The 24,944-nt window shown below is 73.2% G+C and carries 24 protein-coding genes; 15 read left to right on the top strand and 9 right to left on the bottom strand.

From position 1 onward, the window contains the following. Positions 1-55: 55 nt before the first annotated feature. The 6 genes from ACBJ59_RS50765 (at position 56) to ACBJ59_RS50740 (ending at position 6,675) form a co-directional block, all read left to right on the top strand. Positions 56-571 carry a hypothetical protein gene (locus ACBJ59_RS50765; RefSeq protein WP_375117187.1) on the top strand — a complete coding sequence of 172 codons (516 nt, stop codon included), beginning with the start codon at positions 56-58 and terminating at the stop codon, positions 569-571. 4 nt (positions 572-575) lie between these two features. Then, positions 576-2,123, top strand: a complete 1,548-nt coding sequence (locus ACBJ59_RS50760; RefSeq protein ID WP_375117186.1) for a hypothetical protein — start codon at positions 576-578, stop codon at positions 2,121-2,123. A gap of 513 nt (positions 2,124-2,636) precedes the next feature. Next, positions 2,637-3,263, top strand: coding sequence for an EF-hand domain-containing protein (locus tag ACBJ59_RS50755; RefSeq protein WP_375117185.1), 627 nt, complete (start codon positions 2,637-2,639; stop codon positions 3,261-3,263). A gap of 9 nt (positions 3,264-3,272) precedes the next feature. Beyond that, positions 3,273-3,719 (top strand): cupin domain-containing protein, encoded by a 447-nt coding sequence (locus tag ACBJ59_RS50750; protein WP_375117184.1) that lies wholly within the window; start codon positions 3,273-3,275, stop codon positions 3,717-3,719. A 264-nt stretch (positions 3,720-3,983) separates the two neighbouring features. After that, on the top strand, positions 3,984-5,639 hold the full coding sequence (locus ACBJ59_RS50745) for an acetolactate synthase large subunit (protein ID WP_375117183.1): 1,656 nt from the start codon (positions 3,984-3,986) through the stop codon (positions 5,637-5,639). 64 nt (positions 5,640-5,703) lie between these two features. Further along, positions 5,704-6,675, top strand: a complete 972-nt coding sequence (locus ACBJ59_RS50740) for a tyrosine-type recombinase/integrase (protein WP_375117182.1) — start codon at positions 5,704-5,706, stop codon at positions 6,673-6,675. Positions 6,676-7,113: 438 nt separating this feature from the next. On the opposite strand, the gene ACBJ59_RS50735 is transcribed toward ACBJ59_RS50740, so the two are convergent. Beyond that, positions 7,114-8,763, bottom strand: coding sequence for a SulP family inorganic anion transporter (locus tag ACBJ59_RS50735; protein WP_375117226.1), 1,650 nt, complete (start codon positions 8,761-8,763; stop codon positions 7,114-7,116). A gap of 235 nt (positions 8,764-8,998) precedes the next feature. Beyond that, complete coding sequence (locus ACBJ59_RS50730; RefSeq protein WP_375117181.1) at positions 8,999-9,970, bottom strand: AraC family transcriptional regulator; 972 nt, start codon at positions 9,968-9,970, stop codon at positions 8,999-9,001. 71 nt (positions 9,971-10,041) lie between these two features. On the opposite strand from ACBJ59_RS50730, the gene ACBJ59_RS50725 reads away from it, so the two are divergent. Further along, positions 10,042-10,881 (top strand): SDR family oxidoreductase, encoded by an 840-nt coding sequence (locus tag ACBJ59_RS50725; protein ID WP_375117180.1) that lies wholly within the window; start codon positions 10,042-10,044, stop codon positions 10,879-10,881. After that, on the top strand, positions 10,878-11,363 hold the full coding sequence (locus ACBJ59_RS50720; protein ID WP_375117179.1) for a DUF4440 domain-containing protein: 486 nt from the start codon (positions 10,878-10,880) through the stop codon (positions 11,361-11,363). The genes ACBJ59_RS50725 and ACBJ59_RS50720 overlap by 4 nt, the downstream gene beginning before the upstream one ends. A gap of 4 nt (positions 11,364-11,367) precedes the next feature. On the opposite strand, the gene ACBJ59_RS50715 is transcribed toward ACBJ59_RS50720, so the two are convergent. Beyond that, positions 11,368-11,979, bottom strand: a complete 612-nt coding sequence (locus ACBJ59_RS50715) for a TetR family transcriptional regulator (protein ID WP_375117178.1) — start codon at positions 11,977-11,979, stop codon at positions 11,368-11,370. Between the two features lie 66 nt (positions 11,980-12,045). Here ACBJ59_RS50715 and ACBJ59_RS50710 point away from each other — a divergent pair, with 66 nt between their 5' ends. Together ACBJ59_RS50710 and ACBJ59_RS50705 are read left to right on the top strand one after the other, a co-directional pair. Then, a complete protein-coding gene (locus ACBJ59_RS50710; protein ID WP_375117177.1) occupies positions 12,046-14,043 on the top strand; it encodes a HelD family protein in 1,998 nt (665 codons plus the stop codon). Between the two features lie 87 nt (positions 14,044-14,130). Beyond that, on the top strand, positions 14,131-14,442 hold the full coding sequence (locus ACBJ59_RS50705) for a hypothetical protein (protein WP_375117176.1): 312 nt from the start codon (positions 14,131-14,133) through the stop codon (positions 14,440-14,442). A 7-nt stretch (positions 14,443-14,449) separates the two neighbouring features. Here the strand turns inward: ACBJ59_RS50705 and ACBJ59_RS50700 are convergent, their stop codons facing one another. The 4 genes from ACBJ59_RS50700 to ACBJ59_RS50685 are packed head-to-tail and all read right to left on the bottom strand — an operon-like array spanning position 14,450 to position 17,992. After that, the gene (locus ACBJ59_RS50700; RefSeq protein ID WP_375117175.1) at positions 14,450-15,697 is read right to left on the bottom strand and encodes an ABC transporter permease; all 1,248 of its coding nucleotides are present in this window, start codon (positions 15,695-15,697) and stop codon (positions 14,450-14,452) included. Beyond that, positions 15,694-16,416 (bottom strand): ABC transporter ATP-binding protein, encoded by a 723-nt coding sequence (locus ACBJ59_RS50695; RefSeq protein ID WP_375117174.1) that lies wholly within the window; start codon positions 16,414-16,416, stop codon positions 15,694-15,696. The genes ACBJ59_RS50700 and ACBJ59_RS50695 overlap by 4 nt, the downstream gene beginning before the upstream one ends. Continuing rightward, positions 16,413-17,471: an efflux RND transporter periplasmic adaptor subunit gene (locus ACBJ59_RS50690; RefSeq protein WP_375117173.1), complete on the bottom strand. Its 1,059-nt coding sequence runs from the start codon at positions 17,469-17,471 to the stop codon at positions 16,413-16,415. Before ACBJ59_RS50690 ends, ACBJ59_RS50695 begins: the two co-directional genes overlap by 4 nt. Then, positions 17,468-17,992, bottom strand: coding sequence for a hypothetical protein (locus ACBJ59_RS50685; RefSeq protein ID WP_375117172.1), 525 nt, complete (start codon positions 17,990-17,992; stop codon positions 17,468-17,470). The genes ACBJ59_RS50690 and ACBJ59_RS50685 overlap by 4 nt, the downstream gene beginning before the upstream one ends. Positions 17,993-18,144: 152 nt before the next feature. Between ACBJ59_RS50685 and ACBJ59_RS50680 the strand changes: the two genes are divergently transcribed. From ACBJ59_RS50680 to ACBJ59_RS50660, 5 genes are all read left to right on the top strand, one after another. Next, a complete protein-coding gene (locus ACBJ59_RS50680) occupies positions 18,145-18,798 on the top strand; it encodes a response regulator transcription factor (RefSeq protein WP_375117171.1) in 654 nt (217 codons plus the stop codon). Continuing rightward, entirely contained in the window at positions 18,795-19,982 is a 1,188-nt protein-coding gene (locus ACBJ59_RS50675) for a sensor histidine kinase (RefSeq protein WP_375117170.1), read from the top strand. The genes ACBJ59_RS50680 and ACBJ59_RS50675 overlap by 4 nt, the downstream gene beginning before the upstream one ends. Before the next feature lie 12 nt (positions 19,983-19,994). Beyond that, positions 19,995-20,591 (top strand): NUDIX hydrolase, encoded by a 597-nt coding sequence (locus tag ACBJ59_RS50670; protein WP_375117169.1) that lies wholly within the window; start codon positions 19,995-19,997, stop codon positions 20,589-20,591. Between the two features lie 299 nt (positions 20,592-20,890). Continuing rightward, positions 20,891-21,550 (top strand): lysophospholipid acyltransferase family protein, encoded by a 660-nt coding sequence (locus ACBJ59_RS50665; RefSeq protein WP_364128695.1) that lies wholly within the window; start codon positions 20,891-20,893, stop codon positions 21,548-21,550. Between the two features lie 79 nt (positions 21,551-21,629). Beyond that, positions 21,630-23,204, top strand: a complete 1,575-nt coding sequence (locus tag ACBJ59_RS50660; RefSeq protein WP_375117168.1) for a penicillin-binding transpeptidase domain-containing protein — start codon at positions 21,630-21,632, stop codon at positions 23,202-23,204. A 21-nt stretch (positions 23,205-23,225) separates the two neighbouring features. Here the strand turns inward: ACBJ59_RS50660 and ACBJ59_RS50655 are convergent, their stop codons facing one another. Beyond that, a complete protein-coding gene (locus tag ACBJ59_RS50655) occupies positions 23,226-24,086 on the bottom strand; it encodes an alpha/beta fold hydrolase (protein ID WP_375117167.1) in 861 nt (286 codons plus the stop codon). A gap of 130 nt (positions 24,087-24,216) precedes the next feature. After that, positions 24,217-24,864: a PadR family transcriptional regulator gene (locus tag ACBJ59_RS50650; protein WP_375117166.1), complete on the bottom strand. Its 648-nt coding sequence runs from the start codon at positions 24,862-24,864 to the stop codon at positions 24,217-24,219. Positions 24,865-24,944 lie beyond the last annotated feature (80 nt).

The following is a 24,944-nucleotide window of genomic DNA, read 5'->3' as shown; positions in this document are numbered from 1 at the left end:
GACTCGTGAGCCTTCCCGACAGACCCGGCACGGTGCGACCCACAAGGAGGACGGTATGACGCCGATCAGATCGGCCGGCGAGCTGATGGCGGTCGACTACGGCAGCGCGCCCGCGGGCGACGCCCCCGGCCGCAGCGACCTCCCCCTCGTGGCCGTGGACGACGAAGGACGACCCCGCTGGGTCGTCGGCCCCGCCGGGCCCGCCCCCGCGGTCGTGATGTCGCCCGACGACGACGTCACCGCGCTCGCCGCCATGCCCGGCGTGCTGCGCCTGCTCAACGACGGGCTGCCCGCCGTCCTGGTCGTCGACGGCGACCGCCTGGTCGGCGTGCTGCGACCGGCGGCCATCCGGGCGGAGCTCGCCAGGATGCTCGACGCGGACGGCGATGCCGTCGGTACCGTCCTGGACGCCGACTGGGAGCTGTACGGCCCGCCCAACCAGCCGGTCCACGCGATCCGCATCAAATGCGCCCGATGCGGAACCGTCAGCGCCCTCCCGGAATACCCGACCCCCGACGGTCTGTGCCCCGCAGGGCAGGACCACGCGCTCGTCCCCGACTGGGAGGGCTGAGCCCATGGGGCTGCTCGACAGCACCGCATCGCTGCTCGACAGGCGGCAGCTCACCACCGTCTGGGTGCCTCTGATGGCCTTCCTCGCCGGGGTGGCCGCCGTCGTCGCCACCGGCACCGGCTGGGACACCGCACTGGCCTGGTGGAACGGGCAGAGCGCCGAGAGCCGCGTGCTCGTCACCCTCGCCGTCGTGCTGGCCACCGTCATCGCCGGCCACGTCCTCGGCGCCGGCCAGGCCGGCCTGATCCGATGGTACGAAGGCCACTGGCCGCCGTGGCGGCTCCTCGGTCCGCTGCGCAGGCGGTTGCTCGCCCGCGAGCTCGTCCGACAGGCGGCGCGCGGCCCGCACGACCCCGAGCTGTTCCTCACCTATCCCCGATCGGCGAGCCGGACGCTGCCCACGCGGCTCGGCAACACCTTGCGCGCCGCCGAGGAACACGGCGACCGCTACGGGCTCGACGCCGTCAGTGCCTGGCCGCGCCTCTACACCGTCCTGCCCGAGACGTTCCACGCCTCCTATGCCCAGGCGGCGGCGTCGCTGGAGGCCGCGGTGACCGTCAGCTTCCTCGGCGGGCTGTTCGCGCTGGTGGGCGGGGTGCTCGGGGTGCTGCTCCTGTCGGGGGCGGGCGCCGCCGCGTGCGTGTGGGGCGGCGGGCTGGTCGCCGTGCTCGGGTACCGCACCGCCGTACGGGCCGCTCGGCCGTACGGGCAGCTGGTACGGGCCGCCTTCGACGTGCATCGCTTTCTGCTGCTGGAGGCCGTACAGCTTCGCCTGCCCGCCGGTCCCGGGCGGGAACGTGAGCAATGGGAGCAGCTCGGCAAGGTGTGGTACCAGGGAGCGCCCGACTTCGATCGGGTCTCGGCGCTGGGCTACCCGGGCTCGGACCCCAGCCCCTCACCCGCCCCCCGGCCCACAGCCACCGCCACCACCTTCGGCCCCGACCCCGCCCCTGCCTCCAACCTCGACCCCGCCTCCCCGGACCTCGGCCCTGACCCCGACCGCCAGGAGACCGATCATGCCCAGGTCGCCACCGAGGAGAGACGGCGGCGGCTCCCCCGAGTACGCCTGCCACCCTCGCTCGCCGTCATCCTCCTCGGCGCGCTGTTCGGGGTCGCCGCGACGCTCACGCCCCCACCGCTGCCGGGCACGACAGGAGCCCAGCCACAGGCCGCACACGACCTCCCCTCCTTCCACGCCCTGACGTCCGCGGACCTGACCCGTCATGCGAAAACGAGCGAGCTCCTGGGCCGGTACACCCTGCGCCCGCTCACCCGCGGCACCCCGGTACGGCCCGTCGATCTCGGCCCGCGCCTCACCATGTCCCTGCGAGACCGCCGCGCGACCACCGTGACGGTCGGCCCCGGTGCGGACCGCGCGCACCGCGGCGGGCTGGTCGAGGTACGCATGGCGTCCGCATCCTTCCGCGACCTGCTCGTCCTGGATATCCTCGACAAGCAGACGATCATCGTGGCCGTCCCCACGACGGACCTCGACGCCTTCTCCGCCACCGTCACCACCGCTCCCGCCCGCCTCGTCCTGCCCACCGGCTGACGACCGGGAGAAGCGCGGTGAACGATCACCAGCGGACCGGGAGCTCCCGGAGACCGCCCCGGAGCGGACCTTCGACACGCCGCGACTCCCGCAGCGGGCACGGCCGGCTCCAGGGCCGGCAGCGTACGCAGCATCATCGGCCTCCTCGATCCGGATCCCGGTGTGCGGCAGGACCCGGATGAACGCCGAAGTGCGAAGCCAGGCCGGCCGTGGTCGGCATCGACCGCAGCCACCAGGGCGCGCGCTCCGTCCCTCGTGAGCGCAGTCGTGTCAGATTGGCCCCCGGACGCTTTCGGTCTGCGGGTCCGTTTGAACCGGTTGGCCTCGATGATCTCACCATCGGCGATGGATACCTCCGCCGGCATCACCGGGCGAGCACGATCCCGCCGCCCGGCACGGGACCCGTTGACGTCCACAGGATTCCTAGCCGAGCGGGACCGGTGCGCTTCAGCGGCCGGATGGTCAAGGCCGTGCCAGGCAACCCACCCCACCACCGTTGATTACGGAGAGCAATTGACCGTTGCTTTGCGTGATGTTAGGTTGCTCGTGCCGTCGAGACGCCGCTCCCCACTGGCCGGAGGTGCCATGACTGTCGCCGTACCTGACATCCTGACCCGGAAATTCGACAAGCGATTCGCCCTGTTCGACGCCGACGGTGACGGCGTACTCACCAAGGACGACTTCGAGGCCGCCGCCGTGCGCTTCCTGGCGGCGTTCGGGGTTCCCGCCGGCTCCGCCAAGGGCCGCGACGTGCTGGCCGCGTACGCGAGCATGTGGAACGCCCTGATTCACAGCGCCGACAACGACAGCGACGGACAGCTGACCCGCGCCGAGTTCGTCGCCTATCTCGCCAGCGAGGAGTTCCGCACGAGCGGCTATGCCGTGACGGCCGGCCGCATCGCCGAATCCATCCTCGCCGTCTGCGACACCGACGGCGACGGCCGGATCTCCTATGAGGAGTTCGCCGCCATCCCCGGCATCACCGCGCTGCCCGATGACGAGCGCCGCGAGGTCTTCGGCCGGCTCGATACCGACGCCAGCGGCCATCTGGACGTCGGCGAGATCCACGCCGCGCAGCGCGATTTCTACAGCAGCACCGATCCGGACGCGCCCGGCAACCTGATCTTCGGCCGGCTCTGAGGAGACGTCGTGGACCACTCCTCGCAGCCTGACGGCCACTGCCGTGTCGTCCGCTCCGCCGTGATGTACGAGGGCAAACAACACCTCCAGTTCTTCGCCGGCATCGCCGCCGAAACCGTGGGGGCCCGCAACATCTGCATGCACCTGCAGACCATCCCGCCCGCCGGAAGTGGCCAGGCCCATAAACACGACCACCACGAGACGGCCATCTACGTCATCAAGGGCGCGGTGGGCGCCTGGTACGGCCAGGACCTGCAGCACTACCTCGAAGCCCGCCAGGGCGAGTTCATCTACATCCCGGCCAGCACCCCGCACATGCCGGTCAACCTCAGCGACAGCGAGCCGGCCGAGGTCGTGCTGGCCCGCACCGACCCGCGCGAGCAGGAGAGCACAGTGCTCCTGCCGGGCCTGGAACACCAGCGGCTTGTCCAGACTCCACCAGCTCGGGCCGACTAGCGCCGCTACGGGTTCGGATCAGTCCAGATCAGGTCCCACCGATGCGGAATGGTCTTTGATCGGGCCTCGCTTGCCCTTGGGCGGCCGAGGCCCGATCCCACGGACGGCGCCTGGGCCGTTCCCGGGCCGTCGCAGGGCCGTCGGCGGCCCATGGGAGCCAACGTCGGCCAACGGCGTTTCCCCAGGTGAAGCCCGGCATGGAATGAACGGCGGGCTTCCCGTGCTGGGCTGGTAAAAGGCCGTTCATGGAAGAAGGCGTTTCGCATGTCAGCGCAGGCCACCGCGGCCCGGCTCATCGTGCAGGCCCTGGAAGCCGAGGGCGTCGAGTACGTCTTCGGCATCCCGGGCGAGGAGAACATCCACTTCGTCGACGCGCTCAAGGACTCCTCCATCCGCTACGTCCTCGTACGCCACGAGCAGGGCGCGTCGTTCATGGCCGAGATCTACGGGAGGCTCACCGGCAAGGCGGGGGTGGCCTCGGCAACGCTGGGCCCCGGTGCGATCAACCTGCAGCTCGGCGTGGCCGACGCCACCACCAACAGCACCCCGGTGGTCGCGATCACGGCGCAGGTCGGGCTCGACCGCATCTACAAGGAGTCGCACCAGGTGGTGGACCTGGTGTCGCTGTTCAGGCCGATCACCAAGTGGTCGGAGCTCGCGCCGGCGCCCCAGGCGCTGCCCGAGATGATCCGCAAGGCGTTCAAGACCGCACAGACCGAGCGGCCGGGCGCCGTCTACCTGGCCATCCCCGAGGACGTCGAGTCCGCGCCGCTCCCTGCGGGTCTGCGCCCGCTCCCCGTCAACGTCGTACGCCCCCAGGACCCCTCCCCCGCGCAGATCGCCCGCGCGGCCGACGTGCTGGCCACCGCGCGCAGGCCGATCGTGCTGGCCGGGCACGGCGCCACCCGCGCCCGAGCCTCGCAGGCGCTGGTGCGCTTCTCCGAGCGGCTGGGGCTGCCGGTGGCGACCACGTACAACGGCAAGGGTGTCTTCCCCGACGACCACCGGCACGCGCTGGGCGCGGTCGGGTTCATGCGGCACGACTACGTGAACTTCGGCTTCGACGAGGCCGACGTGCTGATCAGCGTCGGGTACGAGCTGCAGGAGTTCGACCCGGTCAAGATCAACCCGACGCGGGACAAGAAGATCATCCATATTCACCAGTTCCCGGCCGAGGTGGACGATCACTACCCGGTGGCGGTCGGCGTGCAGGGGGACATCTCGCGGTCGTTGCACGCGCTCGGCGACGCCGTGCACCGGCGGTTCGAGATCAACGGCACCGGCGAGAAGATCCGCCGCATGATACGCGAGGAGCTGGAGCAGGGGCGGTCCGAGAACGGGTTCCCGCTGTCGCCGCGCCGCGTGGTGGCCGACCTGCGCGAGGCCATGGGGCGCGAGGACATCGTGCTGGCCGACACGGGGGCGGTGAAGATGTGGATGGCCCGCATGTACCCGACGTACGAGCCGAACACGATGCTGGTCTCCAACGGGCTGTCGTCGATGGGGTTCTCGGTTCCGGGCGCGCTGGCCGCCAAGCTGGCCTTCCCGCGGCGCCGGGTGGTGGCGGCGACGGGCGACGGGGCGTTCCTGATGAACTCGCAGGAGCTGGAGACCGCCGTGCGGGAGCGGATCCCGTTCGTGGTGCTGGTGTGGGTGGACGGCGCGTACGGGCTGATCGAGTGGAAAATGGATCTGGAGCTGGGGCGCGACTCCCACGTGGCGTTCGGCAATCCCGACTTCGTGAAGTACGCCGAGAGCTTCGGGGCGCGCGGCTACCGGGTCGACAGCGCGGAGGAGCTGCTGCCGACGCTGCGCGAGGCGCTGGCCGACGACGTGGTGTCGGTGATCGCGGTGCCGGTCGACTACTCCGCGAACCTCGGGCTGACCGACAAGCTGGGCGAGCTCACCGGGCCGTTCTGAGGTTGCGGCCGGGCAGGGGGCCGTCGCATGGCCGCGCGGGCCGGACCGTTCTAAGATCGTCCAGGTGAGCCTGCCTGCGATGACCGAGCCGGGGGCGCTGCCGGTCGAGCCGGCGCGCGACCCGTACCACGTCTATCTCGACTCCCTCACCAGCCCCGAGTCGCGCCGCACCATGCGCGGCTGCCTCGACCGGCTGGCCCGCCTGCTCACCGGCGACGAGAGCGCGACGGGCGCGGGCCAGCCGTGGCACCTGCTGCGTTACGAGCACACCGTACGCATCCGCACGATGCTCACCGACCAGGGCTGGTCGGCCGCGTACGTCAACAAGCACCTGGTGGCGCTGCGCCGGGTGCTCAAGGAGGCGTGGCGGCTGGGCCAGACGAGCGCGGAGGACCTCGCCCGCGCCTCCGACCTGGCCCCGGTACGCCAGAGCCGCCTGCCCACCGGGCACCACGTCCCACCCGAGGTGGTCGGGGCGGCCCTGGCGGCGTGCGACGACTCGCCCGCCGGGGTGCGCGACGCGGCGCTGATCGCCGTCCTCTACTCGACCGGCTGCCGCCGCGCCGAGCTCGGTGGGCTGGCGCTGGCCGACTACGACCCGGGGGCGCGCTCGCTGCGTGTGCGCGGCAAGCGGGACAAGGAGCGCATGGTCTACCTCACCACCGACGCGATCGGGCTCGTGGAGCGCTGGCTGGCGGTACGCGGGACCGCTCCGGGGGCATTGTTCAGCCCGATCAGCAAGGCGGGGCGGCTGCGGGTGCGCGACGGGCGGCCGGTGGGGCTGACGGGGCAGGGCATCGCCGACATCCTGGCGCGGCGGCTCGGCGAGGCGGGCGCGTCCCGGCGTACGGCGCACGACTTCCGGCGTACGTTCATCGGCGAGCTCCTCGACGCGGGCGTGGACCTGGCGACGGCGCAGGCCCTGGTGGGGCACTCGTCCCCGGCCACCACGGCCCGGTACGACCGCCGGCCGGAGCGCACCCGTCGCGAGGCCGTCGACCGCCTCCGCCTCCCCACCGCCCGCCCCCTCGCCTGACCCGGCCCCACCGAACCGTAACGCCCCCGCGCCCACCTGGGGCTCCCCTGCCGCGTGGCCGGCATCCCGCCCTTGCCGCCAAGCGCGCCCGGCCCGCTACCCCCGGCCCGCCACCCCCGGCCCGGGCGCGGCCCGCTCGCGCCTGCGCCCCCGTCGCGGACGGCTTCCCGGGCGGCGCACCGACGAAGGACGACCTGCGGCCGCGCAGAGGCTGAGGCGGCGAGGCGGCGCCGACGCGAGGGCCGGGCCGCCGCACGACCACGCAGCCGCGGCTCCCCGGCGAGCGGGGAGCGGGGAGCGCGGGACCGGGACCGCGCCGTCGAGGAAACGCGGTGCCGGGGAACCGCGCGACCCCCCGTGCCACGGAGCCCACAGGCGACGGGCTGGGAAAGGCCCCGGGCAGGGAACGTGCCGTGCCCGGGCGGTGGGCGAGAGGGGTCAGCCGGCCAGGCGGGGCACGATACCGGTGCTGTGGAGGCGTTCGCGGGCCGCGGCGATGGCCCCGTCCGTCGTGGCGAACACGCGCCCCTCCCCGTCCAGCCGGGCGATCACCCCGAGGGCCTCCAGCGGCTGGTGGTGCCCGTCGGGGATGCCCGAGACGTACACCATGATCCCCCGCCTCTCGAGCCGTTCGATGGCGTCGCCCAGCACCAGCGCCCCGCTGGCGTCGATGGTGGTGACCCGGCTCATCCGCAGCACCACCACCGACACGTCGGTCACCTCCGACATCTCCAGCAGGAACCGATGGGCGGCGGCGAAGAACAGCGGCCCGTCCAGCCGGTAGGTGACGATGTGCTCGGCGAGCAGCGCGTGCTCCTCCACCGTGTGCTGCGGCTGCAGGTCGTGGCGGAGCGGCTCCTGGTCGAAGCGTACGTTCCGCGCGATCGCCCGCAGCGCCAGCGCCCCCGCCACCACCAGCCCGAGGATGACGGCCAGCACGGTGTCGAGCGTCAGCGTGCCCACGGCGGTGAGCACGAGCACCGCGCCATCACTCCTGGTGGAGCGGAACATGGCCCGCACCGCGTCCTTCTCCACCATGCGCACCGACGTGGCCAGCAGCACCCCGGCCAGCGCGGCGAGCGGGATCTTGGCGACGAGCCCGGCCAGGAGGTAGACGATCCCGCCCAGGATGACCGCGTGGGACAGCGCCGCCAGCCGGGAGCCGGCGCCGGAGCGGACGTTGACGGCGGTGCGTACGATGGCGCCGGTGCCGGGCATGCCGCCGAACAGCGGCGTGACGAGGTTGGCGATGCCCTGGCCGAACAGCTCCCGGTCGGGATCATGCCGGTGGCGGACGGCCCGCCTACCCCCTTGCGTGGTGTCGGCCATGTTGTCCGCCACGGCGGCCGACAGCAGCGACTCCAGCGCCGCCAGCGCGGCCACCGCGATGGCCGGGGCGACCAGGGCCGGCAACATGCGCGGATCCAGGAAGTCCAGCGACGGCGCCGGCAGCCCGGCGGGCAGGTGGCCGATCCTGGCCAGCGGCAGCTCGGCCAGCTCGGCGACGAGGGTGACGACGACCACGGCGACCAGCGAGAACGGCACGGTCGGCCGGAGACTGGCGCCCACCAGCAGCGCGGCGGCCACGATGAGGGTGACGGACATGGCCCACCAGTGGGGTCTGGCGAGGAAGTCCATGACGGCGTGCCAGGCCACCACGGCGACCTTGTCGCTGTCGTGGGGCGGCACGCCGAGGGCATGGGGTATCTGCTGCAGGCCGATCACGAACGCGATGCCGACCGTGAATCCGGCGACCACGGGCGCGGGGACGAGCGCCATGTAGCGGCCGGCGCGGGCCAGGGCGAGCCCCATGAGCAGCAGCCCGGCCAGCAGGCCGACCATCAGCACGCCGGCGGCGCCGTGGGTGCTCATGATGGGCATGAGCACGACGGTCATCGCGCCGCTGGTGCCCGACACCTGCAGCGCCGAGCCACCGAACAGCGCGGCGAGCGATCCGGCGACCACGGCCGTGGCCAGGCCGGCGGCGGCCCCGAGGCCGGAGGAGATGCCGAACCCCAGCGCCAGCGGCAACGCGACGATCGCCACCGTCAGCCCGGCCAGCAGGTCGTTGCGGGGGCGGTGGCGCATCGCCGCCCAGGCGGCGCGTTCGGGCAGTACTGAGCGTACGCGGCTCCAGACCGCATCGATCACGGTGTTCACGTTGTGTCACCGTTCGGTTCGTTTCTGTGATTGCATGCGGCCGTGAAAGGTCCTGTCACCATCACTCCCTCTACGTAAAGCCAACCCCGCATTGTCCCCAATTGCATAAATTTGCAATTGGTGAAGAGGTGTCAGGATATCAAGTACACCCCCTCCCACCTGCTTAAACTTCGGCGCCTCGGCGATATTCGCCAGGCGTGAAACCGTGCCATTGTTTGAATGCGAGGTGAAACCCGACGGTCGAGTGGAAACCGACGCGCAGCGCGATGGCGCTGTGCGGGAGCGAGGTCTCGGCCAGGAGCCGGGCGGCCTCCTGCATCCGGCGCGCGGTCAGGTGCCGCATCGGCGCCTCGCCGACGAGCTCGCGGAAGGCCGCCGCGAACGCCGACCGCGACATCCCCGCCTCGGCCGCCAGCCTCTCCACCGTCCAGGGCTCGGCGAACCTGGTCTGTACGGCCAGCAGCGCCGCCCCGACGGCCGGATGCCGCAGGGCACGCAGGACCGGCTCGTCGCGGGCCAGGTTCGCCAGGGCCGCGCGCAGGGCCAGCACGAAGGCCAGCTCGAACGCCCGCAACGCCACGATCTCCACCCCGGGCCCACCGGCACCCCACTCTCCCGCCGCACCGGCGCCCCGCTCTCCGGCCGCACCGGCGTCGCCGCCGGCCAGCCGTCCGAGCAGGTCGCCGAGCAGGGGTTCGCTCGCCACCGCCGTACGGTCGAGCACGAGCACCTGCGGCAGCGCCCGGTACAGGGGCGCCGCGGCGGCTGCGGAGTAGTGCAGCCCGCCGCAGAGCATGGTGGTCAGCGGCCCCGGCCCGTCGATCGACACCGTACGCGCCGAGCCCGGCTCCCGCCCCGGCAGCACGCTCTCCAGCGGCACCACCGCCCGCCCCGGCGCGTCGGCCAGCCGATGGGCCGCCCCGTGCGGGAACACGGCGAGCTCCCCCGCCCCCAGCCGCACCGGATCCGTACCCGGCAGCTCGACCACGCAACACCCCTCCCGCACGTAGTGCAGCAGGGCGCAGCTCTCCCGCTCCCCCGCCACACCCCACGGCGCCCGGGCCGTCCAGCGGCTGTGGAACACACCGCGCAGCCGCAACGGGGCCAGCAACTCGCTCAGCAGGTCACCGTCCATGGACGATCCTTAAATGGCCGGGGATTTCTCTTTATAGAGAGTATTGTCAGGCTCTCAGCAGACTGGCTCCCATGAGATTCCTGGTGATCGGCGCCTCGGGCGCCCAGGGCGGTGCCGTCGCCCGCCAGCTGGCCGCGCAGGGGCACGAGGTCCGCGGCTTCTCCCGCAGCGGGAAGGTCCCCGACGGGGTGCGGCCCTTCCTGGGCGACCTGGGGGACGCGGAGCGGGTCAAGGAGGCGTTCGACGGGGTGACGCACGCCTCGGTGGTGCTGCCCATGGTCTACGACGCGCCCACGGTCTCGGCGTACGTCCGCCACGTGGTCGACGGGGCGCGGGCGGCGGGGGTGCGGCGGCTGGCGTTCAACACGGGGAACCGGCTGCCCGCGGTGGCGACGGGGGTGGCGGCGTTCGAGACGCGCCGGCGGGCGGCGGCGGCCCTGCTCGACAGCGGCGTGCCCGCGGTGGTGCTGCGCCCGCCGCTCTACGCCGACAACCTGCTGGCCCCCTGGGTGGCCGGGCCCGGGGTGCTGCGCTACCCGCTGCCGGCGGGCGTGGCGGTGCCCTGGCTGCCGCACGCCGATCTGGGCGCCGCGACGGCGGCGGCGCTCGTCCGGGACGGGCTGGAGGGCGCCACGCTGGACCTGGGCGGCCCGGACGCGGTGACGGGCCCGGAGCTGGCGGCCATGGTGCGGCCGGGCCTCCGGTACGAGGAGCAGGACGTGGCCGAGTTCGCCGCCGCCCTGGCGCTGGTGGCCGGACCGGGGACGGCCGCGGAGGTGGCCGCCACGTACCGGTGGATCCGCGACGCCGGCGACTTCTTCGACGCGCCGCCCGACGTCGAGGAGCGGCTCGGCATCCGCCTGACACCTCTGCGCGACTGGACCGCCGCCCAGCACTGGGGCCCGGCATGAGCGAGCCCGGTATGAACGAGCCCGGCATGAGCGAGCCGGGCACGAGCGAGCCGGGCACGAGCGAGCCGGGCACGAGCGAGCCGGGCACGAGCGGACACCCCATGGCGGATGCCGCGTATCGGGAGGTGGCGCGCCATCACCGGCTGATCGAGCGCTGGCTGACCGGCGCCGCCGACCGCGCGGAGTTCGCCGCCTTCGCCGACGCCCACGCGCCCGGCTTCACCCTGGCCGGGCCCGACGGGGCGGTGCTGCGGCTGGACGAGGTGCTGGCCGCGGTCGAGGCGGCGTACGGTGACGCGCCCGGCCTGACGATCACCATCAGGGCCGCGCACGTGGTGGCCGCCTCGGGCGACCTGCTGGTCGTGACCTACGAGGAATGGCACCACACGGGCCCCGGGAGCCGCGGACGCCGGGCCACCGCCGCGCTCCGGACCGCGCCGAGCCGGCAATGGCTGCACCTCCACGAGACCTGGCTCCCCTGAGGCGTCACGCCGGGAAGGCGTCGGGCAGCAGGTCGAACGCGCGCTCCGCCGCCCGTACCGCCTCCGCCTCCACCTCGGCCAGCGGCCGCCCATCGGCCAGCAGCTGCCAGTTGCGCCGGGCCAGCACCCGCTGCGCGGCCAGCACCTGCCCGGCCACGAGCCGGGCCGTCAGGTCGTCCGCGGTCTCCGCGAGCGCCTCGGCCAGGGCCTCCTCGTCCAGCGACATGTACTGGTGGACCCGGGCCAGCAGGCTGGGGGTGGTGAACACCATCCGGTGGTAGGCCAGCACCTCCGGATGGTCGTTGAGCCCCGTGACGGGATCGCGCCGCGCCAGCCCGTCGAGGAAGTGGCGGCGCAGCGCCCGCAGCGGCCGCTCCCCCGGGGCCCGGCCGCGCACCACCCGGGCCGGCTCCCCCAGGTGGTCGGCGATCCGGTGCAGCACGAGGTCCTCCTTGGTCGGGAAGTACTTGAACAGCGTCGGCTTCGACACCCCCGCCGCCGCCGCGACCTCCGTCACCGGCACCTCGTCGAAGCCGCGCGCCAGGAAGAGCGTGATGGCCGCCGTCGAGATGGCCTCGTGCACGCGCTGCCGCTGCAGCTCCCGCAGACCCGTCATGAGCACACCCTATCAAAGTGTTAACCTGGTTAATCTCTTAACCGAGTTAACGCTTCAGGAGGTGTGATGGGAACGCTCGAGGACGAGAGGGAATACGTCGAACGTTGCCGGGCCGGCCTGCGCAGGATGCTGGAGGGCGCGCGGTACAACGTGATCGTCGGTGAGTCCGTGGCCGGCGACCGCTACAGCGCCGAACGGCTGGGCCGGCACCTCAAGAGCCTGGCCAAGGAGCTGAGCGAGGAGCCGGACGGGCCGCCGTTCTTCGGCCGGCTCGACTTCGGCCCGGGTTCGGCCGAGCACCACGGGCGCGCGTACCACATCGGCAGGCGGCACATCACCGGCGAGCACGGGGGCCCGCCCGTGGTGATCGACTGGCGCGCGCCCGTCGCGCGGGCCTTCTACCGGGCCGGCGCCCGCGACCCCCAGGGCGTCGACGTGCGGCGCCGGTTCGGCTGGCAGGGCACCACGCTGACCGGGTTCGAGGACGAGCGGCTCGCGCGGGGCGAGGAGGGCGGGAGCAAGATCCTGGCCGCCGAGATCGAACGCCCCCGCGTCGGCCCCATGCGCGACATCGTCGCCACCATCCAGCCGGAGCAGGACGACCTCGTACGCGCCGAGCTGGACGCCTCGATCTGCGTCCAGGGCGCGCCCGGCACCGGCAAGACCGCCGTCGGCCTGCACCGGGCCGCCTACCTGCTGTACGCCCACCGCCGGCGCCTGGAACGCGGCGGCGTGCTGGTGCTGGGCCCCAACCGGGCCTTCCTCGGCTACATCTCGGCCGTGCTGCCCACGCTCGGGGAGATGGACGTCGAGCAGACGACGCTGGAGCGGCTGCTGGGCCGGGTCCCTGTCACGGGGGCGGACGACGAGGCCACGGCCGTCGTCAAGCACGACGTGCGCATGGCCGAGGTGCTGCGCAAGGCCCTGTACGGGCGGATCCGCAAGCCGGTCGAGCCGGTCGAGGTGCCGGACGGGTCCTACCGGTGGCGGGTGTACGAGGACGAGCTGCGCCGCATCGTGGACGACACCCGGCGCGCGTCCCTCCCGTACGGCACCGGCCGCGAGCGGGTCCGGGCCCGCGTGGTCGAGGCGATCCGCCGCCACGCCGAGGCCCGCGGTCACACGGCTAACGCGGCCTGGCTCCGCAAGATCGGCCGCGGCGTCACCGCGTGGCTGGACACCGTCTGGCCGGCCGTCAAACCTGAGGAGGTCCTGTACGAGATCCTGCACGACCCGGCACGCGGCGAGGGCGGGCGGGACCCGGCGCAGGGCGTGCTGACCGATGCCGAGCGTGCCGCCCTCACCTGGGCCAGGCCGCCCCGCAGCGCCAAGAGCGCGAAGTGGTCGGCCGCCGACCTGGTGCTGCTCGACGAGATCGCCGCCCTCATCGAGCGCCCGCGCGGCTACGGGCACGTCATCGTGGACGAGGCCCAGGATCTGTCCCCCATGGAGTGCCGGGCCGTGGCCAGGCGCAGCGAGCACGGCTCGCTGACGGTGCTGGGCGATCTGGCGCAGGGCACCACGCCGTGGGCCGCGACGTCCTGGCCCGAGCGCTTGGAGCTGCTCGGCAAGCCGGACGGCGAGGTCGTCGCGCTGACGACCGGCTTCCGGGTGCCGGCGGCCGTGGTGGAGCTGGCCAACACGCTGCTGGCGGCGCTCGGCACCGAGGTGCCGGCGACGCGCTCGTACCGGTCGGACGGGCGGCTGCGGGTGACCCGGGTGGCGGAGCTGGAGAAGGGCGTGGTGGCGGCGGTGCGCGAGGCGCTGGCGTTCGAGGGCTCGATCGGGGTGATCGCCGCGGACGCCGACGTGGAGGCGCTCACCTCCGCGCTGTGGGACGAGGGCCTGGACGTGGCCGGCCGGATCGGCGTGCTGCCCGCCTCGCTGTGCAAGGGCCTGGAGTACGACCACGTCGTCGTGGCCGAGCCCGCCGCCATCGCCGAGGCGGAGCGGCGCGGCCTCAACCGCCTGTACGTCGCCCTCACCCGCGCCGTCTCCCGCCTCGACGTCGTGCACGCCCGCCCGCTCCCGCCGCAGCTCTCCCGCCCGGCGGAAGCCTCCTGAAATGGGCCGATGTCCGGGAACGGATGGCTCGACAGGGCCTCTCGTTCGGGTGTGTGATGTGGTTCCCGTCTTGAGAGGAGCCCGCCCGTGACCTCTTCGCAGGACCCGCCGCAGGGCGACGACCAGCCTCACGACGCCGCCGACGGCACGGCCGCCTGGTCGCCCCGCCCGGCGCCGGCGCGGCGGCCCCGGGTGAGCGACCAGGTCCTGTCGATCATCGGGTTCGTCTGCGCCGCGGTGGCCGTGCTGTTCGTCCCGGTCCTGTTCGGCCTGGCGGGCGTCGCGCTGGGCATCGTCGGCCACACCCGCGGCGAGCCCCTCGGCCGGTGGGCCGCCATCGCCGCGGGCGCGGGCATGCTCCTCGGCACGGTGCTCAGCATCCTGCTGACCCCGGGATGAGCGGGGGTCAGGCGGTGGCCAGGGCCACCGTGGGCGACAGGCGGGCGGCGCGCATGGCCGGGTAGATGCCCGCGACCGTGCCGATGACGAGCGTCGCGGCGATCGCCCCGCCCAGCGCCCACGGGGGCACCACGGGCGGCCAGTCGCGCGACAGGGCGTACGCGGTCGTGGCCAGCGCGCCCAGCACGGCGCCCACCACCCCGCCCAGCGCCGACAGCAGCAGCGACTCCGACAGGAACTGCAGGCGAACCTGCCCCCGGGTGGCCCCCAGCGAGCGCCGCAGCCCGATCTCGCGGCGGCGTTCCAGCACCGAGATGACCATGGTGTTGGCCACCCCGACGCCGCCCACGAGCAGGGCCACGGCGCCCAGCCCGAGCAGCAGGTTGGTGAAGGCGCCCGCGGCGGCGGCCTTGGCCGCCAGCGCGTCCGACGGCCGGCTCACCGTGACCTCGTCGGGGTTCTCCGGGTTGACCGTGCGTGGCAGCGCCTGCCGCACCTCCTCGACCGTCGCGTCCGAGGAGCGCTCGTAGACGGTCGTCGGAAAGCCGTCGAAGCCGAGCAGGTCCTGCGCCGCCGGGAAGCCGACCAGGGCCGAGCGCTCGATCTCCGGGGCGAGGGGCATCGGCCCGAGAATCCCGACGACGGTGAACCAGCGCCCGCCCATCCACACCTGCACGCCGGTCCTGGCCAGGCCGAGCCGCCGGGCCGCCGCCGAGCCGAGCACGACGGCGGGCTGCCGGGCGGTGGCCTCGTTCAGCCAGGTGCCCTTGACCACCGCGCCCTCCAGCGTGGTCAGCAGGCCGGTGCTGGCGGCCTGGACGGAGATGCCGCCGGTGATCGAGTCGGGGATGTGGTTGTTGCGGCGTACGGTGGCCTCGACGACGCCGGTGGCGGCGGCCGTACGGACCGGGCGGATGCGCTGCACCATGGCCAGCGCGCCGGTCGGGAGCTTGGCCTCGTCGCCGAACATCGTCTGCCCCGGCGTGACGGTGAGCAGGTTGGTGCCGAGCCGGTCGAGCTCGCGCAGGAGCTGCTCGCGGGAGGACGAGGAGATCCCGATCACCGCGATCATCGTGGCGATGCCGATGGCGATGCCGAGCGCGGAGAGGATCACCCGGGTGGGGCGGGCGCGCAACCCGGCGGCGCCGACGCGCAGCACGTCACCGGGGCCGAGCCGCCCGGGCACGAGCCGCTCCTGACCCCCGCCGGCGCTGTCGGGGGCGCGCCGTTCAGGGGTGCCCGCGCGGGCCGTCATCGGTGGTCTCCTCTCAGCAGCGCCACGGGGCCGAGGTGCTCGTCCTGGTGGCCGTCGACGATCAGGCCGTCGCGCAGGCGTACCTGGCGGGGGCACCAGCCGGCGATCTCGGCGTCGTGCGTGATGACGGCGACCGTGGTGCCGGCCCGGTGCAGGTCCGCCAGCACGCGCAGCACGTCGGCGCCCGCGGCCGAGTCCAGGTTGCCGGTCGGCTCGTCGGCCAGCAGCAGCGGCGGGTCCCCGGCCACCGCGCGGGCCACCGCCACCCGCTGCTGCTCGCCGCCGGAAAGCTCATACGGCCGGTGCCGCAGCCGGTGGCCGAGCCCGACCCGTTCCAGCGCGGCGGCGGCCCGCTCGCGCCGGGCGCGGCGGCCGAGGCCGGTGTAGAGCAGGCCGTCGGCCACGTTGTCCAGCGCGCTGACCCCGGGCGACAGGTGGAACTGCTGGAAGACGAAGCCCATGTGGCGCGAGCGCAGCGCGGAGAGCCGCCGGTCGGACAGCCGGGCCACGTCGTGCCCGGCCACGCGTACGGTGCCGGTGCTCGGCCGGTCCAGCGTGCCGATCATGTGCAGCATCGTCGACTTGCCCGACCCGGACGGCCCCACGATGGCCAGCAGCTCGCCCCGCGCGACGGTCAGGTCCACGCCGCGAAGGGCGTGCACGTCCCCCGCGTACGTCTTGGTGACCGCCCGCAGCTCCACGATCGCCGGATCGCTCATTGGACGGGCACCCCGACCTTCATGCCCTCGGCCAGCCCCTGGCCCTCGACCTCGACCAGGCCGCCCCCGAACGCCCCCGTCTCCACCGCCACGATCCGGCTGGCCGCGCCCTCCACGACCTCGACGCCGAACCCGCCCTCGCGCAGCGCCAGCAGCGCCTCCACCGGCACCGCGAGCACGTCCTCGTGCCGCTCGCTCTGCATCTCGACCTCCACCGGCGCCTGGTCCAGCCGGGTCTTCGGCGGCTTGGCCAGCGTGATGTCCACGTCGATGGTGGTGCTGGTGTCCTGCTCCTGGCCGGAGGTCTCCGCCACCGTGCCCACGGAGGTGATCGTGCCCGAGGCCCGTTCCCCGCCGGGCAGCGTCACGGTGACCTTCGCGCCCTTGCGGGCCAGCGACTGGTCGCCGGTGTCCAGGTCCACGTGCACCAGGCGGCGGATGCCGCTGACGGTGAGCGCCTGCTGCCCGGGCGCGGTCCTGGCGCCGAGGGCCGCCTTGGCGTCGGTGACGCGTACGGCGGCGGGCTGGAAGACGACCTGGGCCGCGTCCACCCGCCCGCTCTCCTCCAGCCCCCTGTCCTCCTGCCACTCCTTGACGGCCTGCTCGGTGGCGTGGCTGAAGTGGTCGTCCACGGTCAGGTAGTCGCCGTGGCCGAGCGCCTTGAGGTTGCGTTCCAGCTGCTCCACGTCCGGGCCGTCGGACACCCCCTGCTCCAGGGTCCGGTAGAGCGGCAGCTTGCCGTACATCAGCACCAGCGGCTCGCGGTCCACCTTCAGCAGCGGCCGGCCGCGGCGGATCACCGCGCCCACCTCCGGCACCCACGTCACGGTGCCGGAGGCGCCCGAGGCGACCTGCCGCTCCCCCGCGTACGTGAGGGAGCCGTCCACGGTCTTGGTCTCCACCAGGTCCTGCCGGGTGACGTCGGCGGTGGCGGGGACCGGCGGTCTCGCCGGGGTGGCGGCGCCGGTGCCGCCGTCGTTGAGCACGGCCACCGCGGTCCACGTGGCGGCGACGGCCAGGACGGTGCCGCCGCTCAGCAGCAGGCCCTTCCTCACGGCGTCCCCTTCTTGGCGAAGCCGGGCGCGTGCTGCTCGCAGGCCTTCCGCGCGGCCTCGATCTTCTCCTTGGAACCGCCCTTCATCTGGATGCGCATCCCCTCGCCGGGCTTGGGGTCGGGCATGTCGATGCCCTGCTTGCGCATGCACTGCGCGAACTTCACCATCTGGTCGTAGTCGCGGGCGTCGGGGGCGCCCTGGTCGCGTACGACGGACTCCATGATGGGCCGGCACTCCTCGTGGGCCTTGTCCACCTTCTTCTGGTCCATCCCCTCGGGGATCTTGAGCTGGATCCGGCCCCCCTGCGGGTCGGGCATGTCGACCCCGTGCTCGCGCATGCACTGCGCGAACTTCAGCGCCGCCTCCTGCGGGTCCAGCGAGGCCGACGGGGTGGCCGAGGGCGTGGCGGCGGCGGGCGCGCCGCCCGCGCTGACCACCCCGTCGTCCGGCGCCGCGGTGCCCGCGCAGCCCGCCAGCGCCAACGCCAGTGCCCCGGCGGCCGGCAACAGCCGTACGTTCATGGCTTTCGCTCCTCCGCGCCCGGGTCCTTCGCCCGGCGCGCGGCCTCACTCCAGCCCACGGGGTGCTAAACCCGGATAAGCCCTGGAAGCGGGCTTACCCGCGGCTAACACGTGATCCGTCACGCTCGGAGCCCGAGGGAAGGGGAGCGGGGATGCGGGTGCTGGTCGTCGAGGACGAGGAACGGCTGGCGGACGCGGTCGCGCACGGGCTCAGGCTGCACGCGATCGCCGTGGACGTCGCGTACGACGGGCAGGAGGCCCTGGAGATGGCCGCGTACGTCGACTACGACGTCGTGGTGCTCGACCGGGACCTGCCGGAGGTGCACGGCGACGACGTGTGCCGGCGGCTGCGCGAGGGCGGCGGGGGCGGCCGGGTGCTCATGCTGACCGCGGCGGGCCAGATCCGCGACAAGATCGACGGCCTGGCGCTGGGGGCGGACGACTACCTGGTCAAGCCGTTCGCGTTCGCCGAGCTGGTGGCCCGGGTCAGGACGCTGGCCCGCCGGTCGGCGCGCTCGGCGGTCCCCCTGCTCGAACGCGACGGCATCGCCCTCGACCCGGCCCGCCGCACGGTCACCAGGGATGGGCGGGCCCTCTCGCTCAACCGCAAGGAGTTCGACGTGTTACGCGTGCTGCTCAGCGCCGGAGGGGAGCTGGTCACCTCCGGCGAGCTGCGCAGGCGCGTGTGGGACGAGTACGCCGACGGCGGCACGGGCGCGCTGCGGGTCACGATGACGTCGCTGCGCAAGAAGCTCGGCCTGCCCCAGCCCATCCAGAACGTGCCGGGCAGGGGGTACCGGCTTTGACCTCCCGGCTGGAGGGCGCGCGGCTGTGGTGGAACAGCCGGAGGCTGCGGTTGCGGCTGACGCTGCTGTACGGCGGGCTGTTCTTCGTGGCGGGCTCGATCCTGCTCTGGCTCACCTATCTGATCACCGCGCGGGCGATGAACCAGCAGTTCACGGCCGGTCCCGTGAAGATCACCAGCAAGCTGCCGGGTGGCGCCTCCCAGCCCCCGCCGCAGGTGTTCCAGGGGGACATGGTCTTCCGGGCGGAGGTCAAGTACCGGGCCGACAGCGTGCTCAGCGAGATGGTGCGCTCGTCGATGCTGGTGATGATCCTGGTCGGGATCATCGCGCTGCTGCTCGGCTACGTGGTGGCCGACCAGGCGCTGCGGCCGCTGGACCGGGTGACCGAGACGGCGCAGCGGCTGTCGGAGAGCACGATGCACGAGCGGATCGGGCTGCGCGGCCCGCCCGACGAGGTCAGGCGGCTGGCCGACACCTTCGACGCGATGCTGGACCGGCTGAACCGGGTGTTCGACGCGCAGCGCCGCTTCATCGCCAACGCCTCGCACGAGCTGCGTACGCCGCTGGCCGTCAACCGTACGGTGCTGGAGGTGTCGCTGGAGGAGCCGGCCGCCTCGGAGGACCTGAAGGCGCTGGCCAGGGCGCTGCTGGGCACCAACGCCCGCTACGAGCGGCTCATCGAGGGCCTGCTGCTGCTCGCGCAGTCCGAGCAGGAGCTCGCCGCGCGCAAGACGGTGGACCTGGAGCAGGTCGTGCGCACCGTGCTGGAGCAGACCGACCTGCGCTCGCGCCGGCGGCCCGTCACGCTGCACCAGGACCTGCGATCGGTGCTGGTGGAGGGGGATCCGCTGTTCCTGGAGCGGTGCCTGTTCAACCTGCTGGAGAACGCGATCAAGTACAACGTGCGGGACGGCGAGGTCTGGCTCACCCTGAGGAGGGAGCACGGGGGCGCCTCGATCGTCGTGGAGAACACCGGGCCGCTGGTGCCGCCGTACGAGGTGGAGGACCTGTTCGTGCCGTTCAGCCGGATGCAGGGCGACCGGGTGCGCTCCTCCAAAGGGGCGGGCCTGGGCCTGTCCATCGTCCGGGCCATCGTGGCGGCGCACGGCGGCCGGGTGACGGCCTCGGCGCGGCCCGAGGGCGGGTTGCGGGTGGAGGTACGGCTCCCGCGCACGCCTCCGTGAGATCCTTGACATGTGCTTTCGCCCATCGACGAGCTGCGCGCGCAGATCACCGCCCGTCTGGCCGCCTTCGACCGCCGGCAGGTCCCGCCGGCCGGAGGGGTGCGCCGGGCCGCCGTCACCGTGTGCGTGCTGGAGGACGCCGAGCGGAGCCCGTACGTCGTCGTGATCAGGCGGGCCGCCCGCGGCCGCAACCCCGGGCAGTGGGCGCTGCCCGGGGGGCGGGCCGACGACGGGGAGCAGCCGGTGGAGGCGGCGCTGCGCGAGCTGGCCGAGGAGACCGGCATCACCGGGGTCGAGGTGGCCGGGCTGCTCGACGACTTCGTCACCGACTCGGGGTTCGTGATCACGCCGGTGGTGGCGTTCGGAGGTCACCAGGACCCGGTGCCCGATCCGCGCGAGGTGGCCTCGGTGCACGCGGTGCCGCTGGAGCGGTTCCTGGCGCCCGGGGTGCCGCGCTGGCGGGGCGATCTGCTGCAGATGCCGCTGGGGCCGTCCATCGTGATCCACGCTCCGACGGGGGCGATCCTCTGGCAGTTCGCGGAGGTGGCGCTTCGGGGGCGGGAGCAGCGGGTCTTCGACGTGGCGCAACCGCACTGGACCAGGACCTGAGCGCCGCCCGGCAGGTCACGCGTTCCCCGTACGGAGGCCACGATTGCCCCCGGACGGGGCCCAGGATTACCCCCAGGGCCGGACCGTGTGCTTAACTCAAGGTGCCGATGTGGTCTGTGTCCCCCGGGCCGCAAATTACCGCCTTCACGGAATACCGTTCGGCTGGAGCCGTGTTGTGCATCTCGCCGAGGAGGCGACCGCCACATCGGCCTAACAGCTTTTCCCAGGCGTCCCGCCACACCTGCGGGGCGCCTGCCTTATTGTGGGGTGGCCGCCCGCCCGATGATCAGGAGAGCTCGTTGCTGTACGAAGTGGTCAAGTTCGCCTCCGCGCCGCTCGCCCACGCGATGTGCCGGCCGCAGATCTCGGGTGCGGCGCACGTGCCGAGGACCGGCCCCGCGATCCTGGCCGCCAACCACCTCTCCGTGCTCGACTCGTTCCTGCTGCCGGCGCTGCTGCCCAGGCACGTGACGTTCACCGCCAAGAACGAGTATTTCTCGGGCAACCCGGTCTCCGGCTTCTTCATGCGCCTGGGTGGGAGCCTGCCGATCGACCGCGAGAGCGCCCACTCCGCGCAGGTCATGCTCGACGAGGCCGCCGCGCTGCTGGAGCGGGGCGAGCTGTTCGGCATCCACCCCGAGGGCACCCGCTCCCCCGACGGCCGCCTCTACCGCGGCAAGATCGGGGTGGCCTGGCTGGCGCTCAAGACCGGCGCGCCGGTGCTGCCCGTGGCGCTCAGCGGCACCGAGAAGGTGCTGCCCGTCGGGGCGAAGGTGCCCAGGCCCGCGAGCATCGGCATCGCCATCGGGGCGCCCATGCGGTTCGAGGGCGACCACACCAAGGCCCGCGACCGGCGGCAGGTGACCGACGAGATCATGGCGGCCATCCAGAAGTTGTCCGGCCAGGAATACGTTCCGACGTATGCCACGAGCTTCAAGGCCTCGAATGGTATGTCCTGATTCGACGCCGCTAGGCTCGGAGACCTGTCGTCGAAGAGCAGGGGGCTGATCAGTGGCGCGGGGCCGTACCATCGCGATCGTGTCCGGCGCCACCGTCCTCGCGGTGGGGGCCGCGGCCGGTGGCGCTTACTACGTGCTCCACACCAGGGGCACCCCGGCCGAGACCGCGCAGCGCTTCGCCGCGGCGTGGCAGGCCGGTGACAAGAGCGCCATGGCGGCCGAGCTGGCCACGTCGCAGCAGCTCGGCGCGTACGACCAGCAGCGCACCGCCCTCGCGGTCGAGTCCGCCTCGATCAAGCTCGGCCAGGTCGCCGAGGGCGACGGCCGGGCCCGCGTCCCCTACACCGCCACGCTCGACCTGAAGAACATCGGCGAGTGGTCCTACCAGGGCCAGATCGACCTGGTGGTGGCCGACCGGATGTGGAAGGTGGACTGGAAGCCCGCCGCGCTGCACCCGTCGATGACCGCCGGGGCCACGTTCTCGCTCAAGACCCGCTGGCCCGACCGCGCCGAGATCACCGACGCCGACGGCGACCGCATCGACACCGGCACCGTCGGCGGCTCGGTGCAGCAGCTCGTCGGCTACCTGGACAAGGCGACCAAGAAGGACGTGGCCCGGCTGGGCTCCTCCTACAAGGTCGGGCAGGCGGTCGGGCGCGGCGGGCTGCAGGAGACGTTCCAGGAGCGCCTGGCGGGCACTCCGGCGACCGAGATCAAGCTCGGCGACAAGACGCTGGAGACCATCGAGGGCACCGAGGGCAAGCCCGTGCGGACCACGCTCGACCCGCGGGCGCAGGCGGCCGCCGTGACGGCGGTCAAGGAGATGAAGAAGCCGACCTCGCTGGTGGCCGTCAAATCCTCGACGGGCGAGATCCTGGCCGTGGTGAACAACGTGGGCGGGTTCAACCGGGCGCTGGACGGCCGCTACCCGCCCGGCTCGACGTTCAAGGCCGTCACCGCGATCGGGCTGCTGGCGGCCGGGATGTCGCCGCAGGACCAGGTCACCTGCCCCATGTACGCCACCGTCGGCGGGCTGAAGATCCGCAACTCCGACAAGGAGGAGTTCGGGTCGCTGTCGTTCCTCGACTCGTTCGCCCACTCGTGCAACACGACGTTCGCGCCGCTGGCCGAGGCGAAGCTGGGCGCCGACAAGCTGCTCGACACGGCCGAGGACGTGGGCTTCAACCAGCCGCTCAACATCGGCGTCCCGGCCACGAAGGCCAGCTTCCCCAAGGCCGAGTCGGACGCCGAGCTGGCGGCGGAGGCGTTCGGGCAGGCGCGGATCACGGCCAGCCCGCTGTCGATGGCCTCTGTGGCCGCCGCCATCGCCGACGGCACCTGGCGGCCGCCGACGCTGGTGCCCTCGATCAAGCAGAAGGCCGCCGAGCGCGAGCTGCCCGGTGGGGTGAAGAGCGGGCTGCACGCGATGATGTCGGCCGTGGTGACCAAGGGCACCGCCAAGGCGGCGGGGCTGCCAGCGGGCACCCACGGCAAGACCGGGACGGCCGAGTACGGCACCGGCGAGAAGCTCGAGTCGCACGCCTGGTTCATGGGCTTCAAGGACGATGTCGCGTTCGCCGTGGTCGTCGAGGGCGGGGGCGGCGGCGGGAAGGTCGCCGCCCCCGTGGCGGCCACGTTCCTCAAGAACCTGTGAGGAGCGTGGGAGGACCCGGCCTCAGGAGCCTGTGAGGAACCCGCGGATCTCCTCGGCCACCCGCTCCGGCCGGCCGCGCCGGACGGCGTTGGAGGTGGCGCTGTGGTCGAGGCCCGCCAGCTCCACATGGCGGGCGCGCGGCAGGACCCGCTCCAGCCCGGCGAGCGCGGCGCGCAGGTAGGCCGGGCTCCTGGTGCCGCCGAGCAGCAGCACCTCGGCCTCCACCGGCCGGTAGACCGTCAGGTCGCCGCCGGCCTCGGCCACCAGCTGGAGGTCCTGGCGCAGCGTCGGGGCCAGCTCCCTGAACGTCGGCTCGTCGCCCGCCACCCCCTTGTCCTCATTTCTCAGCATCAGGCCGGTGAGCAGCTCCAGCAGCGCTCGCGGCAGGACGTTGAAGATCGGCGGGCCGAGCCGGGCGGCCTTCATGCCGGTGACGAGCGCCGCCGGGATCCGGCCCGCGGCGAGCTCGCGGTCGAGGCGGGGCAGGTGGTCCCGCGCGCCGGAGCCGTTCAGCGGGGGTTCGAAGACGACGGCCTTGCGCAGCAGGCCGGGCCGGGCGAGGGCGGTGCGCAGCGTGATGATCGCGCCGGAGCTCACCCCGGCGGCGTACGGCGCGCCCGTGGCCCGCAGCAGCGCGCCGAGGTCCTCGACCTCGCGGTCGAGCCCGTACGCGGGGCCGGCGGGGCCGCTACCGCCCCGCCCCCGGCGGTCGGGCAGGTAGCAGGTGAAGTCCCGGGACAGGGCCCGGGCCAGCTCGATCTGGCTGTGGCCGGTCTGCATGGCCCCGTGCAGGATCACCAGGCCGGGTCCCCGCCCGGCCTCGCGGTAGCTGATCGTGGTGCCGTCGTCCGACGTCACGGTGCCGGCGGTGGTCGTGGTCATGTCGTGCTCCCCATGGTTCGGTACGGGAAGCGGGCCCGGCTATCGTTGCCTGTGCCAGCTCGTGGCCGGGGCTCCGCTTCGGTTGCGAGGTCTCCCGGCGGCGGTGTTGCAGCACTGCCGCCGGGATCTTTCATTCGGCGGGGCGGCCCCGTTCGGCGAGGTCCGCCACGCCGGGCGGCAGGTGACCGGTCCGGTGATAGGCCCGCCAGCCCTCCAGCTCGGGGAAGGTGCCCCCGTCCAGCTCCGCCAGCAGCGAGCGCACCCAGGCGGCCTGGGCCTCCCGCATCGCCAGCGCGTATTCCGACTCGACGACGAACAGCCTGGGCAGCTCGGCCCGCTCCTCCTCCAGCGCCCGCCGCTCGGCCTCGATCCGCTCCCCCAGCAGCTCGAGGCGCCGCCGCAACAGCGCGGCGACCTCGTCGGGGCCGAGGCCGCCCATCACCGACAGGCCCGCCCCGAACGCCGACGGCTCCGGCTGCGGGGTGGACAGCAGCTCGCGCGTCCAGTCCTCCGCCTCCCGCCGCCCGGCGTCGGTGATGCGATAGACGGTCCGCTCGGGCCGGGCGCCCTGCCGGCCGCTCTCCACCGCCTCCAGCAGGCCGTGCTTCTCCAGGTTCCGCACGACGGTGTAGAACGAGCCCCATTTGAGGGGCATGTCCTGGTCCTTGCCACGGGCGCGCAGGACGGAGGCCATCTCGTACGGGTGCATCGGCCGCTGGACGACCACGGTGAGCACCGCCAGTGCCAGCAGGTTCTCCACCGGGCGCCGCTTGCCCATTCCGGTCACCGCCTCGTCTACGAATATTCGTTGGCGAGTATACGTTCGCGAGTATCATGCCACAAGGTTGAGTCTCCAGT

Source organism: Nonomuraea sp. MTCD27, from assembly GCF_041950495.1.
Classification (GTDB): domain Bacteria; phylum Actinomycetota; class Actinomycetes; order Streptosporangiales; family Streptosporangiaceae; genus Nonomuraea.
Note: the sequence above shows the minus strand (reverse complement) of the source record. Positions and strands in the feature narration are given on the sequence as shown.

Excerpts from the sequence above, each read along its gene's own strand:
- ACBJ59_RS50765 (WP_375117187.1), top strand. The coding sequence starts at position 56 with ATGACGCCGATCAGATCGGCCGGCGAGCTGATGGCGGTCGACTACGGC.
- ACBJ59_RS50760 (WP_375117186.1), top strand. The coding sequence starts at position 576 with ATGGGGCTGCTCGACAGCACCGCATCGCTGCTCGACAGGCGGCAGCTC.
- ACBJ59_RS50745 (WP_375117183.1), top strand. The coding sequence starts at position 3,984 with ATGTCAGCGCAGGCCACCGCGGCCCGGCTCATCGTGCAGGCCCTGGAA.
- ACBJ59_RS50735 (WP_375117226.1), bottom strand. The coding sequence starts at position 8,763 with ATGCGCCACCGCCCCCGCAACGACCTGCTGGCCGGGCTGACGGTGGCG.
- ACBJ59_RS50730 (WP_375117181.1), bottom strand. The coding sequence starts at position 9,970 with ATGGACGGTGACCTGCTGAGCGAGTTGCTGGCCCCGTTGCGGCTGCGC.
- ACBJ59_RS50725 (WP_375117180.1), top strand. The coding sequence starts at position 10,042 with ATGAGATTCCTGGTGATCGGCGCCTCGGGCGCCCAGGGCGGTGCCGTC.
- ACBJ59_RS50720 (WP_375117179.1), top strand. The coding sequence starts at position 10,878 with ATGAGCGAGCCCGGTATGAACGAGCCCGGCATGAGCGAGCCGGGCACG.
- ACBJ59_RS50715 (WP_375117178.1), bottom strand. The coding sequence starts at position 11,979 with ATGACGGGTCTGCGGGAGCTGCAGCGGCAGCGCGTGCACGAGGCCATC.
- ACBJ59_RS50710 (WP_375117177.1), top strand. The coding sequence starts at position 12,046 with ATGGGAACGCTCGAGGACGAGAGGGAATACGTCGAACGTTGCCGGGCC.
- ACBJ59_RS50700 (WP_375117175.1), bottom strand. The coding sequence starts at position 15,697 with ATGACGGCCCGCGCGGGCACCCCTGAACGGCGCGCCCCCGACAGCGCC.
- ACBJ59_RS50695 (WP_375117174.1), bottom strand. The coding sequence starts at position 16,416 with ATGAGCGATCCGGCGATCGTGGAGCTGCGGGCGGTCACCAAGACGTAC.
- ACBJ59_RS50685 (WP_375117172.1), bottom strand. The coding sequence starts at position 17,992 with ATGAACGTACGGCTGTTGCCGGCCGCCGGGGCACTGGCGTTGGCGCTG.
- ACBJ59_RS50680 (WP_375117171.1), top strand. The coding sequence starts at position 18,145 with ATGCGGGTGCTGGTCGTCGAGGACGAGGAACGGCTGGCGGACGCGGTC.
- ACBJ59_RS50655 (WP_375117167.1), bottom strand. The coding sequence starts at position 24,086 with ATGACCACGACCACCGCCGGCACCGTGACGTCGGACGACGGCACCACG.
- ACBJ59_RS50650 (WP_375117166.1), bottom strand. The coding sequence starts at position 24,864 with ATGGGCAAGCGGCGCCCGGTGGAGAACCTGCTGGCACTGGCGGTGCTC.